The organism is Schleiferilactobacillus harbinensis (assembly GCF_008694105.1).
Classification (GTDB): Bacteria; Bacillota; Bacilli; order Lactobacillales; family Lactobacillaceae; genus Schleiferilactobacillus; species Schleiferilactobacillus harbinensis.
Window position 1 is genome coordinate 108,045 of record NZ_CP041364.1, and the last position, 14,539, is coordinate 122,583.

The following is a 14,539-nucleotide window of genomic DNA, read 5'->3' on the forward strand; positions in this document are numbered from 1 at the left end:
TCATGCCGCGTTACCGTGTGATTCTTGCCTATGATGGCACCAAGTTCCATGGCTTTCAAAGTCAGCCCCAGTTACGGACTGTGCAGGGAACGATCGAGCAGGGCCTGAGTAAGATGACGAAGGGCATCCCGGTGACGGTCTTTGGCGCCGGCCGGACCGATGCTGGGGTGCACGCTCAGGGACAAGTCGTGCATTTTGATTTCCCGGGAAATATTCCGCCGCGGAACATGCTGCTGGGACTGAACTCGATCATGCCCCTGGATATTGTGATCAAAGACGTGGCGATCGTTCCGGACACGTTCCATGCCCAGTTCTCCACTGTGGGGAAGCGGTACGGCTACCGGGTGTCGCGTACGCGGTTCACCGATCCGTTTAAACGCTTTTATACCGGCCATTATCCCTATGTGCTGGCGTTAGACCGGATTCGCACGGCGTTGGCAGATGTTGTCGGAACCCACGACTACACCAGTTTTGCCGCTTCCGGCGGCGTGATCAAAAACAAGGTGCGGACGATTTACACTGCGACAATGACGGACCATCCTGATGATGATGAACTCTATTTTGAATTTATCGGTAACGGTTTTCTGTACAACATGGTGCGCATTCTCGTCGGCGTGTTGCTGGAAATCGGCAATAATCGGCGGCCGGTGACAGAATTTCCCAGGTTATATGCGGTGAAGGATCGGCAAGAGGCCCGGATCACCGCACCGGCCAGCGGGTTATATCTGCAAGAAGTGTATTATGACGAGGCGGCTTTAGCCCAAGCGGTGGCTGAGCGGCAAGAGTAGTTCATGCAGCGGCTTGGTCCTTTCTGGATCAAGCCGTTTTTTGATTGCTTGCCGTGTGGGAAACAGGTAATCTGAAAGTAAAGAAGGACAGATCGCTAATGCTAGAGAACGCAGCTTGGCAAAATGACCTGCAGCAGATACGGTGAAGGCAGTATCGGAATGATTGCTGATTAAAGGATCAAATGTAAGCATCGATAATCAAGGGCCATCAAGATCCTGGGCGTTTTTTATCACGTAATACAGCTTCTCTGGATGAATCTTGATTCGAAGCAGCTGAGCACGGAAGAAGACAAACGTACATTCGATTCGGTATCCTTGAATTATGAGGAGGTGAATCGAATGCCAATCAAAACACACAAGATCCGGATCTATCCCAACGCCGAGATGGCCACGGTCATCATTGAGCTGATGGACTACAACCGTTTTTGCTGGAACAAAGGTTTGGCCGCATGGAATGACATGTATGACGCATCATTAGCCATGGCGAACAAGAAACTGCGCCCCAGCGAGTACAAAGTCCGCGACGAGCTGGTGAAGAATAAAACCGACTGGCAGCATCAATTTTCCGCGCGGGTGCTCCAAACCGCGGTCCACCGGCTGCATCAAGCTTGGCAGAATTTCTTTAATCCAGCTATGCCGGACGCCAACAAGCCCAAATTCCATCATAAGTGGGATCCTAAGCAAAGCTTTACGACGGATCGGGCGGTGATTACTGGCAAGTATCTGACCCTGGATCGGCCCCATGCGGCCAGCCATCGGTTCGGCACCATCAAAATGGCGGAGACTTTACGTTTTACTGGCGAGATCAAAACCGTGACGATAACCAAGCGCGGAAAGAAGTTCTACGCCAGTGTCAACGTATTGGTTGAAGATACCCCACACCCGGCTTTTTATGACTCCTGGGACATCGTCGGTGTTGATGTGAATGTGGGCCACGTCCGCTGGAACGGCGGGGATATCAACACCTTTACGCCCCGCATGGCAGCGTTGCATCAACGGATCAAGTATTACCAAAAGTGCCTGAACCGGAAACGGCGGAGAAATCCGGGCGACTACCGGTCCAAGACCTATCAGCGGATTACAGCAAAGATGAACCGCGCTTACGAGCAGGTGCACGCGTTGCAGGATGATCTGATTCACAAATTCAGCCACATGATTATAAAGAATTATCCTGTTCCCTGTTTAGAGGATCTGGATGTCCACCGGATGATGATGGACGAGAAGAAGGCCAAAGGTCTTCAGCGCGGGCTCTTTCGCCGCTTGCGTACGGCAATTGAGTACAAGGCGGCTTGGCATCATCGCAATTTGGTAATTGCCAATCGTTTCTTTCCGTCGACTCAGCGCTGTTCAAACTGCGGCTGCATCAAAACCAAGGAAAGCTATGGCGGCAAGATGACACTGCAAGGCGACAGCATTTACCACCAGCATGACGTGTACCGTTGCTACGAGTGCGGTCTTGTTATTGACCGAGACGATAATGCTGTGCAAAATTTAATTCAGTATGCGGCGGGGCTTACGCCGGAATGGGAAACCGTTCAGAGATGATTTCTAGTCGGCACTGTTATTCTCCATACTCGTCTGATTCCAATCAGACGGGGGTGCCGGCAATTACGAAATTGACTAAACACACTGTACTCTTAATGGTCTAAATTTAAAGTGCCACCATAGATCAGATGTGTATACATTTGAGTACGTTTTAGAAAGCAGGATCATTCCATGACGCATACAGCATTCAACCAGCGGCTGCAGCAGCGGCGCAAGGCACGGTGTTTGACTCAGCAGCAAGTTGCTGACCAGCTCTTTGTTTCTCGCAAAACGGTTTCCAGTTGGGAGACCGGGCGGAATCTGCCGGACCTGTTCATGATCCAGCGTCTGGCCGCCATATACCAGACCTCGGTGGATGATTTGCTGGGTACTGCCGCTCGATCGGTGACCCGGCCGGTGACCATGCTGGGGCCGGCGCTGGCGATCATGGCTGTCGGTCGCCTGGCCTTGCCAGCCTGGCCGGCGATGCTGCTTTTGTCCGATGTATTCTTGCTTGGGCTCGCTGTTTTACTGGTCGGCTGGTGGCGTCAGCACTTTCCGGTGCTGGTTTTGCGCGGCGGCGCGCTGATTCTCAGTATCTTGTTGGTGAGTGCGGCTTGGAATAATCTCTTTGCCATGGACTTTGGCCTGCAGCTGGTTTATTTATTGACCGCTGTCGTGCTGATCATTCCAGTAGCGACCGCTGGCGGGACCTGGTACCGCCGGCAGCGAAACCAACAGGTGAGAGGATAGATGGGTATGCAACACAAAGTATGGTGGATCGTCAATCTCTTTTTTGCGGCCGCTTTTATCAGCGGCGCGGTGCTGATCCTGCTGCGGCAAGTGGACGGGGCGGGGCATGTCGAAACACCGGGGTCGCGCTTAGCGGCATTGGCTGTATTAGGCGCTTTTCTGTTATTGATCGTCATCGTGGAGCTGATCGTTTGGGCCGTGATGCGGGCGAGCTGGAAAAGAAATTGAGTTGTAAAGCGAAGCAGATTGCGGGGACCGATTGATGGGTCTGAGCAATCTGCTTCTTTGTTTGCGAGCGCAGTGGTTCAAAGCCGCCGTTGATTTCTCGTAGTCCTGAGAGGTGTACGTGGTATCCTAAAGTAAAGGGGTGAAGCCACATGTATAAGGATTTGAAAAATAAAGTCGCTGTCGTTACCGGCGGTTCTAAAGGGATTGGCCGGGCTGTTGCCGAACGCTTCGGTAAGGAACAGATGCGCGTCGTGGTGAATTACAACAGTGATGCGCAACAAGCGGCTGAGGCAGTCCAGGCGATTGAGGCCCAGGGCGGCCAAGCCGTCAGTGTCCATGGCGATGTCAGCAGCGAGGCCGGGGTCCAGGGACTGCTGGATGCCGCCGTGCAGCAGTTTGGCCGGCTCGATGTGTGGGTGAATAACGCGGGAATGGAAATTAAGTCCCCCACCCATGAGTTGTCGTTGGCGGATTGGAACAAAGTGATTACGATCAACGAAACCGGCGTGTTTTTGGGTGCTAAGGCAGCGTTGAACTATTTCATGGCGCACCACCAGCCTGGCAATATTATCAATATGTCATCGGTCCACGAGCAGATCCCGTGGCCGACCTTCGCCAGCTATGCCGCCGCTAAGGGTGGCGTGAAGCTGTTCACCCAGACGATTGCGATGGAATACGCCAAAAATGGTATTCGGGTTAACGGTATCGGCCCGGGCGCGATCAATACGCCGATCAATGCAGAGAAGTTTGCGGACAAAGCCCAATATGATCAGACCGTGGCGATGGTCCCCATGAACCGCATCGGCAAGCCGGAGGAAGTGGCGGCCGGCGCTGCTTGGCTGGCATCGGCCGAATCCAGTTACGTGACCGGGATCACGCTGTTTATTGATGGCGGGATGACTTTGTATCCAGCCTTTAAGGATGGGCAGGGCTAACTGTTATTCAGTTTTAGAATAGTAATCTATTCCGCATGAGTATTAGACATCGTCAGCCACGCCCGTTACCCTAACGATGAAGGGGAAGATAATATGCAGAAACGGACTAAGATACTGATTGCCAGTCTGAGTGTGGTCATCATTGCGGCAGCGGTGGCAGGCAGCTGGCTGGTGCGGCAGCGCACTGCTGCTGAGTCCCAACGCTATGTTCAAACCACAACACCGACGCTGTTTCTCCATGGGTGGGGCAGCAGCTATCACGCGGAAGAACACATGACCAATGCGGCCAAACAGGCTGGCGTGACGGATACCATTATCCGGGCCGATGTAGACCGGCAGGGACGAGTCACCCTCAGCGGGACAATTCCCGCCAAAGCGAAGAATCCAATCGTTGAAGTCGGGTATGCGGATAACAAGAATACGCAGTACCATACGGATGGCCGCTGGCTGCGCAACGTGTTGACGACACTGCAAGCCAAGTATCGGATTACGAAATTCAACGTGGTTGGTCATTCGATGGGGAATATGGCGATTGCTTTTTACCTGCTGGACAATGCCGGCAACACGCGGCTGCCGCAATTGCAGAAACAAGTGGATATTGCCGGCCATTTCAACGGAATTCTTGGCCTGAACGATGCCCCGAATCGGATGAAGCTGCGCAAAACCGGTCAGCCGACCGTGATGGATGCTGACTACAAAGAGCTCTTGGGCTTGCGGACAAAGTATCCGCGCGACCAAGTGGATGTGCTGAATATTTATGGCGACAAAAACGATGGTACCCATTCAGACGGCGACGTGAGCAATGCGTCTTCCCAGTCGCTGCGCTATCTGATCGCTGACCGGGCAAAGTCGTATCAGGAAAAGAAAATTGTTGGTCCAGATGCCCAGCACAGCAAACTGCACGAGAATCCAGAGGTCGATCGGTTACTGATCAAGTTCTTGTGGCAATAGGAAAGAATACGGTCGAGAGAAATCTCGACTTTTTTAATCCACAAGGTTGCATCTTGCTGATTTCGTTGTATAGTAAGTGAGCACTCACTTACCAAGAAAAAGAAATCGAAGGTGCACCAAATGACCGAAACCATTCAAGTCCATGACCTGCAACAGGGGTATGGCAAAACCATTGTATTGCGGGATATCAACCTCACCGTGGCCAGCGGAGAGATTCTCGCCCTGATCGGTCCCAGCGGCGCCGGGAAGACGACCTTGATCAGTACGATTATGGGGATGTTGAAACCGAAACAGGGCAGCGTGATGGTGCTGGATACCGCCATGCCCAACCGGCAGATCCTGGCTCAAATTGGCTACATGGCGCAAACCGACGCGTTATACGATGTTCTCACGGGCCGGGAGAATCTGGATTTCTTCGGCACGATGCAGGGTGTGACCAAAGCCCAGATGGCCGAACGCATTCCCCATGCTGCCGGGGTGGTCAATTTGAATGATGATCTCGACAAATACGTCAAGGATTATTCCGGCGGGATGAAGCGCCGCCTCTCGCTGGCGATTGCGTTGATTTCTGACCCGCCGCTCTTGATCCTTGATGAACCGACCGTGGGCATTGATCCGGAATTGCGCCAGCAGATCTGGCAGGAACTGCATAAGATCGCTGGCGCGGGTAAGACCATTCTGCTGACGACCCACGTGATGGAAGACGCGGAGGAAGCCGATCATGTGATGATGATCCGCAACGGCGAGGCCATTGCCCAGGGGACACCGGCCGAACTGACTAAGCAGTACGACGTGGCCACGATTGAAGAAGTATTCTTACAAGCGGGGAGGGATCAAGATGCGCATCGCCGGAATGATTAAACGGGTTTTACGGGAAATGCTGCGGGATAAACGGACGATTGCCTTGATGTTCATCGCACCGCTGTTTATCTTGACGCTGATTTATTTTCTGTTTCAATCCAACGGCACCACAACCGCCACGCTGGCGGTCCGCGGGGTTGATAGTACTCTGGTCTCAGCGGTGGACACCGACCACGTGACCATTAAGCACGATACGTCCAAGCAATCTGCAGACAAAGTAATTCGGAAGCATGATTATGCCGGGATGCTGATCCAAAAAGGCGATAAGCTCACCCTCACCTTGGCGAATAGCGACCAAACTAAGAGTGCCGTTCTCAAGCAAAGCCTACAGGCTGCCCAAATTAGGCTGAAAACTAAGGCGGCGGCCTCAGCCATCAAGCGGGAAGCGGCTGCCATCAAGAAATTGCAGCAAGCCCTGGCAGCAGCGACCCGTAATCCGGCGGTGGCCGCTCAAACACCGGCGCAGCCGAGCCAGAGTAAAAATTACACGGTCAAGACCCACTACCTATACGGCAGCAGCGATTCCACGTACTTTGACACTCTGTTGCCGATCATGATGGGCTTCGTCGTGTTTTTCTTCGTCTTTCTGATCTCCGGTATCGCGCTTCTCAAAGAACGCACCACCGGTACCCTCTATCGGTTGTTAGCCACACCAGTGAAGCGGGGTGAAATTATCAGCGGCTATCTGGCGGGATATGGCGCCTTTGCTTTAGTCCAAACCTTGCTGGTCTTGCTATACACGATCTTCGTCTTCAAAGTGCAGATCATCGGCAGTATTTGGAACGTGCTGCTGATCAATATCTTGCTGGCGGCGGTGGCGTTGACCATGGGCTTGTTCATTTCGACCTTTGCCTCGTCTGAGTTCCAGATGATGCAGTTCATTCCCATCGTTGTCATTCCCCAAATTTTCTTCTCCGGCATCATTCCGGTGAGTACCATGCCCAATTGGCTGCAAGCCATTGCCCACATCATGCCGTTGTATTACGGGGCCACCAGCATGAGCAATGTGGTGGAAAAAGGTGCGTCGCTGGCCAGTATCGCCCCGAGCCTGTTAATCTTGCTGGTATTCGTCGCCGGCTTCTTGATGCTCAATCTGGTGACCATGCGCAAGTATCGGAATGTTTAGAAAGGCGGAGCGAAATGCCGTTAAATAATGTGGAATCCCTCTTTGCGGCCAGCTTGCAGGAAGCCGATTTATCCGAGAAGCAAAAGGCGGTCCTCCGGGCTAGCCTGACGCTGTTCGCAGACAAAGGGTATGATCGCACCTCAACGGCCGATATTGCACGGCTGGCGGGCGTGTCAGAGGGGACGGTGTATAAAAAGTTCAAGACCAAGCGGAAGATTTTTGAAGCGATCATCGCGCCCTTTGTCGATCAAGTCCTGCCCACGGCGGCGGGTGAATTTTTCCAAGAAATAGCCGGTACCGCATTTCCGGATTTCCGCAGTTTGCTGACCTTTGCCGTGCACGATCGGATCATGTTTGGCCTGACCAATCGGCGGGAATTAAAAATCTTCGTCCAGGAAATTGTCAGTGACCCGAAGATGTTCAGCATGCTCGCCGCCCGGGCGAGCCGCTTGTTCACACAAGGCTTAGCGCCGCTGTTCAAACAGTTTCAGGACACGGGCGAGCTGGTCCGGTGGGACGCCGTCCGCATCGGCCGGTACATCATCAGTACGGTCCTGGCGTATGTGCTCCCTAGTGTGATTACCGGTACCGCGTCGATGGATGCGGAGCAGGCCACGCAAGAGATTGTCGCGTTTCTGATGAAAGGCTTGCACCCCTAATTACTGAGCAGTCATAATGCCTGCCGCAAATTGTTTCAAGGCAGCAATCATCTGCGGCTGAATCTGGGCTGGCGGTTCGGGGTCGTCTTGACCCAGCCAGATCTTCAAAATCCCGGCGAAGCCGCCAATCATGTAGCCAACAATGAACAGTACGTTGGTATCACTGTTTTGCGGATGCCAAGGGGCCGGGAACAAATCATAGTGGGTCGTCGCTTGTTGCAGCCATCGCGCGTTGGCCCGGTCGAAGAGGCCTTGTTTGATCAACAAGCGAACAAGGTCTCTTTGCTGCCAGAAATAATGGAAAAAGACATTCAGGGTGTCGTCAATGGTGATTGGCTGGTCGTCTTTGACGGTGACCAGCAGCGCATCGAAGTAGCCGCTGGTCAGTTGACCCGTAAAATAATCCACTAAGTCGTCTTTGCTTTTAAATGCCCGGTAGAAGGTGCGGCGAGACAAGTCTGCCTCCTGGGCAATTTCCGTAATCGAAATATCGGCAAAGTTTTCCTTCGCCATCAACCGCAAGAGGGCGGCCCATAGCCATTCCTTGGATTGTTCCGCAATCTGTTGTTTACCGCTCATGCCGATCGTCCTTTCTGTCACACTGACTGCCAATTTGTAGCACTTGCAGCGAACCCATTGCTGCGAGGCTTCCTCCACAGTATACTCGGGAAGAAATGAGATGTCACATATGCGACACGTTGTCTCATGTGTGACTGGAGGAGGAAACAATGTCTAAGACAGTTAAAGGATTGGCCTTCACCGGTTTGGTCATCGCCATGTTCATGGGAATCTTGGATAGCACCGTGGTCAACATTGCGCTGCCCAAATTGCAAACCGCGTTCAACGTGAGCGCCACGACCGTCAGTTGGGTAGCCACCAGCTACCTGTTATCGTTATCTGTATTTCTAATTACCAGCGCGAAAATTGCTGATCAGTTCGGCCGGAAGAAACTGATGCTGATTGGGTTAGTCATCTTTGGCGGCTTCTCTCTAGCGTCCGCGTTTGCTCAGTCGATTTGGGCGTTGGTGGTCTTCCGTTTCTTCCAGGGTATCGGCGGTGCCATCATTACGCCGATCGTGCTGCCCATGGGGATCGCCATTTTTGGAAAAGACAAATTGCCCTTTGTCGCCAGTGTGGGAGCGGCCGTATCCGCTGCGGCTGCCGCCGCTGGCCCGCCCTTGGGGGGTATTCTGTTACGGGTCGCCTCTTGGCGCTGGATTTTTGGAATCAACCTCCCGTTTGCTTTAATCGCTCTGGTTTTGGTGACTTTCTGCATTCGCGAAACGTATGATGAAACCAGCAGCAAGCATGTGGATGTTTTTGGTATCGTACTCTTTACGATTGCACTATTTGCATTAGTCTTCGCACTACTAAAGAGTCATGACTTTGGCTGGTCCTCGATTTGGATTTGGGGCAATTTGATTGTCGCTGCTGTCTTTCTGATCGCCTTTCTGCTGGTTGAAAAGTTCAGCCAGTACCCGATGCTGGATCTATCACTGTTCCGGGAGAAAACTTTCACCAGCTCCACGATTGTTTTCTTCATTGTCGGCTTCAGTTTGGTTGCCCCAACGCTGATCCTCAATTATTTCTTACAGGACGTGAAGACCTATTCACCGCTGCACGCGGCGCTGATTATTATGACTGTTTCATTGACGATCATTATCTCAATGCCGCTGGGGACGAAAATTGCCGACGGGTTGGATGCCCGTTGGGTGAACCTGATGGGGATGGCGCTGATGGTCTTTGGCTTAGGGGCGTTCGGATTGATCAAGCTCGCGACTGCGCCAGCAATCATCGTCGTCTTCCTGATTGTCTTCGGGTTGGGGTTCGGTTTCTCAGCCCAGTCGGTGGTCTCCGCGGTGAAGCATATTCCAATTGAAAAAAATGGCATTGCTTCCGGTGTGGTCAATGCCGCCCGGCAGATTGGGACCTGCCTGGGTATTGCGATACTGATGACCTGCTTAAGCAGCAACCTGACGACTGCCCGGCATGATATTCGGACGAGTGCGGTCACTGAGATTCAAAAGCAGCACTTGGCCCAATCGACCAAGACAGCGCTGATGCAGGCAGTGCAGCATTCCGCAACGATCACCACCAAGCAAGTCACAGCCATCATCAAAGGCCACGACCCCATTGCGCCGGCAAGGGGCACGACACTGGGCAAGCTCTATACCGCGAGTCAGCAATTGGCCACTGGCACAGAAAAAATAAGTGCCGGAGTCAGCCCATTGAAGAGCGGTTTAGAACAGTTGAGTGAGGGTCAGCAGCACATTACGGTCGGGCTGACCGCGGCGGCCAAGGCGATTCCGACGGCGGCCGCCTTAACTGAGCTGGCTCAAGCCAGCGGCCAGGCCGCAACCGGAACAGCGAAGCTCGCACAGGCCGCGGGCCAACTGACGAACGGTGAATTGCAGCTGGCGTCTGGTCAGCAGCAGGTTTCGACCGGCATTGCCCAACTGGCGCAAGGCATGGCGGTGCAAAGCGCCTTCAGTAAGATTCAACACACGAAGAATCAAAAGATCACGGCCGCCTTTGCCCAGGTGTATCTGGTCGCCGCATTGGTGACGCTGGTTTGCTTGCCCGTTGCGTGGTGGACGGACCGCAAATCCGCACCGCAATCCTAGTCGCAGGTCTGCCTTGACGGATGATGCCTTGGTTGATATGGTTGGGAAATTAATTCACGAAAGAGGGATGACATGACGACGACCTATCGAATTGCGACCATCGCTGACCTGGATACTTTGCAGGCATTGAGCTGCCAAACTTTTTCGGCCACTTTTGGGGCAGAAAACCAGCCAGAGAAAATGGCCGACTATTTGGCCACCGCGTATGCACCGGCGCAACTGACCGCTGAACTGGAGAATCCCCATTCCCGCTTCGTCTTTGCAGAAGTGGACAATACAGTAGCGGGGTACTTGAAGCTGAACATTGATGATGCTCAGACCGAAAAGCGCGGCAACGATCGGCTGGAAGTGGAACGGATATACTTCTTGCCGGAATGGCAGCACCATGGCCTAGGGCGGCAGTTCATTGCATACGCCGAGCAAGTAGCACGGGCAGACGGTAAGCATTACGTGTGGCTTGGGGTGTGGGAGCATAACGAGAATGCCAAGGCGTTTTACGCAAAAATGGGATTTCAAAAGGTTGGCCAGCATTCGTTTGTCCTCGGTGATGATCCCCAAACTGATTTTATTCTTGAAAAGGCTTTGTAACGGTAATATTGAGACACCTTTAGCCGTGTGCATGACGACTAAAGGTATTTTTTTATTTTCGAAGTTGACAATTGTAAACTTCACGGTGTATGATGAATCTCGTTGGTTTACAAATGTAAACTTAGGAGGCCAGCATGATAAAAATCAGCGTACTTATCGGGGCAGTGGCCCTCATCGGCTTTATCGTTTGGTGGTTCTTCGGCAAACACGAAACAGCCGCCGTTGCAGCGACGGTGGCCAAGACTGGGCAAGACGCCCAAGTTGTGGTCAGCGGCGGGTATTCGCCGGAGACGGTCGTGTTGCAGCAAGGTGTGCCGGCCAAGCTCACGTTTATGCGCAAGGATCCGTCCGCCTGTTTGGATCACGTTGTTTTCCCGGACATGGGGATCAATGATTTTCTGCCCCAGGACCAGGCCCATACGATCAGCATTGATACCACGAAACCCGGCGAATACGAATTCGCCTGCGGGATGAATATGTTCCACGGCAAGCTCATCATTAAATAAGTTAAGCGGAGGTTTTCAATCATGACTAAACAACAAGCAACCATTATCGTTAACGGCAACTACCAACCGGCGCAGGTCACCTTCAAGCAGGGCGTGCCCGCGGAATTGATCTTCAAGCGGATCAGCGGTCAGGGGTGTTTGGATCAGGTGCAATCGGCGGATTTTAACTTCCGCGCAGATCTGCCGCTGAATGAAGCCAAGACCTTTCCCGTTGATACCAGCAAGCCCGGCGAGTACACCTTTAGCTGCGGCATGGACATGGCCCACGGCAAGGTTGTGATTCAATGATGAGTGTACGCAATCGGTTCATTTTCTCCCTGGTCTTTTCCTTGCCGCTGCTGGTGAATATGATTGGGATGCCCTTTGGCTTCATGCTGCCGGGCGGGGCGTGGACGCAGTTCTGGCTGACGTCGGCGATCATGGCGGTGGCCGCGTGGCCCTTTCTGCAAAGTGCCTGGGCCAGCTTCCGCCATCATCATGCCAATATGGATACGCTGGTCGCCATTGGGACGGTGACGGCGTACGTCTACTCGGTTTATGCGTTATTGACGGACCGGGCGGTGTTCTTTGAAAGTGCCGCCTTCGTCATTACCTTCATTCTGCTGGGCCAATACTTAGAAGCGCGGATGAAAGACACGGCGTCCAACGCGGTGGGCAAGTTGATGGATTTGCAGGCCAAAGACGCCGAAGTGGTCCGGGATGGTCACCCAGTGCGGGTCCCGCTGGCCGAGGTGCAAGTCGGCGACGTGATCCGGGTGCGGCCGGGGCAAAAGATTGCAGTGGACGGCGAAATCATTGAGGGCAGCTCGACGGTGGATGAATCCATGGTCACTGGCGAAAGCATGCCGGTGGTTAAGAAAGTCGGCGATAAAGTGATTGGCGCTACGCTGAACAGCAACGGCACCTTTCTTTTCCGGGCCAGCAAAGTCGGCGACGATACGCTGCTCGCCCAAATCGTGGAGATGGTGAAGAAAGCCCAAACCAGTCATGCGCCGATCCAGAAGACGGTGGATAAAATTGCGGACATCTTTGTGCCGGTGGTGCTGATTGCCGCGATTGCCACCTTTGCGGTGTGGTACGTGTTCTTGCATGCCAGCCTGGTCAATGCCTTGCTGTTCGCGGTCTCTGTCGTGATCATCGCCTGCCCGTGCGCGTTAGGTATCGCGACGCCGACGGCCTTGATGGTTGGGACTGGCCGCAGTGCGAAGCTGGGGATTTTGATCAAGAACGGGGAAGTCCTGGAAGCGGCCACTACCGTGAAGACGATCGTCTTTGATAAGACTGGGACAATTACCGTGGACCAGCCAAAAGTAACGGATATTGTTGGTGACGAGAAGACTGTGCTGCAACTGGCGGCCAGTCTTGAAGCGGCATCGGAACATCCGCTGGCGGCCGCCGTGTTGGCGCAGGCCAAAGTAAGCCAGGTGACCGCTGCCCCGGTTACGGATTTCAAAGCGGTTGAAGGCCGCGGGGTGACCGGTTTGGTGGCCGGCCGGTCAGCCTTTATCGGCAACAGCAAGATGATCGATCAGCTGCCGGCAGCGCTAGCCACCCAGATGACGGCCTTGCAAAAAGAAGCTAAGACCGTCGTGGTCGTTGGCGAGGACCAGCACGCCATCGGCCTGATCGCCATTCAGGATACGCCGAAAGCAAGTTCAGCGCCGGCCATTGCCGCGTTGAAACAACGCGGCTACCGGACTGTGATGCTGACGGGGGACAACCAGCGCGTTGCCGCCGCCATCGCCCAACAAGTGGGCATTGATGACGTGATTGCAGACGTGCTGCCCGGTGAAAAGGCAGCCGCTGTTGCTAAGCTGCAAGCGGATGCCCCGGTGGTCTTTGTCGGGGATGGTATCAATGACGCGCCGGCTCTGACGACGGCCGCTGTCGGTATTGCCATGGGCTCCGGTACTGATATCGCCATCGAATCCGGCGGTATCGTACTGGTGAAGAACGACTTAATGGACGTGGTTACCGCCCTGATGCTGGCCCGCAAGACATTTAACCGGATTCGGCTCAATCTGTTCTGGGCGTTTATCTATAACACGCTGGGAATTCCGATTGCTGCGGGGGTGTTCGCTGGGCTTGGCCTGGTCCTCAGTCCAGAACTTGCCGGCTTAGGCATGGCTCTGAGTTCCTTGTCTGTTGTGGCGAGCTCATTACTGTTGAATCGGACGAAGTTACAGACAAAAGCAGAAGCAGTGGCATAACGGTACAGGTTCCAGAATGGGTAACTATTCTGGGGCTTTTTTTGACCGGATTATTTGAAGGGCTTACAATTCTTTGCGATACTAGTAACCAAGGGGGTGGGCTGATGCAAACCATTTTAGTTGTGGATGACGATAGCCAGATCAACGCGATGCTGACGGAGGCGCTCACGCAGGCGGGGTATGCGGTGATTAATGCTTATTCGGGGACCGAGGCCTTGCTTGTTTTACAGCAGGCGCCGCAACCGGATTTGATTTTGCTGGACCTCATGCTGCCGGGCCGCTCTGGCGAAGACGTGCTCGCCCAATTGCCGCCGGTGCCGATCATTGTCGTGAGCGCCAAAACGGCTGTCGTCGATAAAGTGGCCATGCTCACCCACGGAGCGGTGGATTATATCAGCAAACCGTTCTCGATTGCTGAATTGTTAGCTCGGATCCAGGTTCAGCTGCGGCTGGCCCAACAGGCTGCGCAGCCGCTGGCCGCGCTGACTTTCGCTGAGATTCGGCTGGATCCGGATCAGCACAGCGTCACCGTAGCGGCCCACCCGGTCCATTTAACGCCGACGGAATTTGCCTTGCTCAAGGTCCTGCTGCGCAATCCCGGTCAGGTGCTGACGAAAGCGGTGCTGCTGGAACGGATCAGTGTCGATACTTTGGATGGGGACGAACAATCGCTGCGGGTGCATATCAGTAACTTGCGGCAAAAATTGCGCGCCGTTACCGGGAAAGATTATATTGAGGCTGTTTGGGGGATTGGCTTCAAATTAACGGATGAATCTTGACGATTTC

Annotated in this window: 16 protein-coding genes; 15 read left to right on the plus strand and 1 reads right to left on the minus strand. The window is 53.7% G+C overall.

From position 1 onward, the window contains the following. The first annotated feature begins 2 nt into the window (after positions 1-2). The 9 genes from truA (at position 3) to FMM01_RS00625 (ending at position 7,825) form a co-directional block, all read left to right on the plus strand. The gene (gene truA / locus FMM01_RS00585) at positions 3-788 is read left to right on the plus strand and encodes a tRNA pseudouridine(38-40) synthase TruA (RefSeq protein ID WP_150391388.1); all 786 of its coding nucleotides are present in this window, start codon (positions 3-5) and stop codon (positions 786-788) included. Positions 789-1,127: 339 nt separating this feature from the next. Further along, entirely contained in the window at positions 1,128-2,333 is a 1,206-nt protein-coding gene (locus FMM01_RS00590) for an RNA-guided endonuclease InsQ/TnpB family protein (protein ID WP_190973417.1), read from the plus strand. A 171-nt stretch (positions 2,334-2,504) separates the two neighbouring features. After that, entirely contained in the window at positions 2,505-3,065 is a 561-nt protein-coding gene (locus FMM01_RS00595) for a helix-turn-helix domain-containing protein (RefSeq protein ID WP_150391390.1), read from the plus strand. A 6-nt stretch (positions 3,066-3,071) separates the two neighbouring features. Beyond that, complete coding sequence (locus FMM01_RS00600) at positions 3,072-3,293, plus strand: DUF3923 family protein (protein ID WP_150391391.1); 222 nt, start codon at positions 3,072-3,074, stop codon at positions 3,291-3,293. 149 nt (positions 3,294-3,442) lie between these two features. Further along, positions 3,443-4,228, plus strand: a complete 786-nt coding sequence (locus tag FMM01_RS00605; protein WP_150391392.1) for a glucose-1-dehydrogenase — start codon at positions 3,443-3,445, stop codon at positions 4,226-4,228. 93 nt (positions 4,229-4,321) lie between these two features. After that, positions 4,322-5,179, plus strand: a complete 858-nt coding sequence (locus FMM01_RS00610; RefSeq protein WP_150391393.1) for an alpha/beta hydrolase — start codon at positions 4,322-4,324, stop codon at positions 5,177-5,179. Between the two features lie 120 nt (positions 5,180-5,299). Next, positions 5,300-6,040, plus strand: coding sequence for an ABC transporter ATP-binding protein (locus FMM01_RS00615; protein WP_150391394.1), 741 nt, complete (start codon positions 5,300-5,302; stop codon positions 6,038-6,040). Next, positions 6,018-7,166: an ABC transporter permease gene (locus FMM01_RS00620; protein WP_150391395.1), complete on the plus strand. Its 1,149-nt coding sequence runs from the start codon at positions 6,018-6,020 to the stop codon at positions 7,164-7,166. Before FMM01_RS00615 ends, FMM01_RS00620 begins: the two co-directional genes overlap by 23 nt. Positions 7,167-7,180: 14 nt before the next feature. Then, a complete protein-coding gene (locus tag FMM01_RS00625) occupies positions 7,181-7,825 on the plus strand; it encodes a TetR/AcrR family transcriptional regulator (RefSeq protein WP_150391396.1) in 645 nt (214 codons plus the stop codon). On the opposite strand, the gene FMM01_RS00630 is transcribed toward FMM01_RS00625, so the two are convergent. Then, positions 7,826-8,404 carry a TetR/AcrR family transcriptional regulator gene (locus FMM01_RS00630; RefSeq protein ID WP_150391397.1) on the minus strand — a complete coding sequence of 193 codons (579 nt, stop codon included), beginning with the start codon at positions 8,402-8,404 and terminating at the stop codon, positions 7,826-7,828. Positions 8,405-8,553: 149 nt separating this feature from the next. Between FMM01_RS00630 and FMM01_RS00635 the strand changes: the two genes are divergently transcribed. The 6 genes from FMM01_RS00635 (at position 8,554) to FMM01_RS00660 (ending at position 14,532) form a co-directional block, all read left to right on the plus strand. After that, on the plus strand, positions 8,554-10,449 hold the full coding sequence (locus tag FMM01_RS00635; protein ID WP_150391398.1) for a DHA2 family efflux MFS transporter permease subunit: 1,896 nt from the start codon (positions 8,554-8,556) through the stop codon (positions 10,447-10,449). Between the two features lie 72 nt (positions 10,450-10,521). After that, entirely contained in the window at positions 10,522-11,037 is a 516-nt protein-coding gene (locus tag FMM01_RS00640) for a GNAT family N-acetyltransferase (RefSeq protein WP_150391399.1), read from the plus strand. Between the two features lie 134 nt (positions 11,038-11,171). Next, a complete protein-coding gene (locus FMM01_RS00645) occupies positions 11,172-11,543 on the plus strand; it encodes a cupredoxin domain-containing protein (RefSeq protein WP_150391400.1) in 372 nt (123 codons plus the stop codon). A gap of 21 nt (positions 11,544-11,564) precedes the next feature. Then, the gene (locus FMM01_RS00650; RefSeq protein WP_150391401.1) at positions 11,565-11,831 is read left to right on the plus strand and encodes a cupredoxin domain-containing protein; all 267 of its coding nucleotides are present in this window, start codon (positions 11,565-11,567) and stop codon (positions 11,829-11,831) included. Continuing rightward, positions 11,831-13,753 carry a copper-translocating P-type ATPase gene (locus FMM01_RS00655; RefSeq protein ID WP_150393214.1) on the plus strand — a complete coding sequence of 641 codons (1,923 nt, stop codon included), beginning with the start codon at positions 11,831-11,833 and terminating at the stop codon, positions 13,751-13,753. Before FMM01_RS00650 ends, FMM01_RS00655 begins: the two co-directional genes overlap by 1 nt. 104 nt (positions 13,754-13,857) lie before the next feature. Next, positions 13,858-14,532 (plus strand): response regulator transcription factor, encoded by a 675-nt coding sequence (locus FMM01_RS00660; RefSeq protein ID WP_150391402.1) that lies wholly within the window; start codon positions 13,858-13,860, stop codon positions 14,530-14,532. Positions 14,533-14,539: the final 7 nt, after the last annotated feature.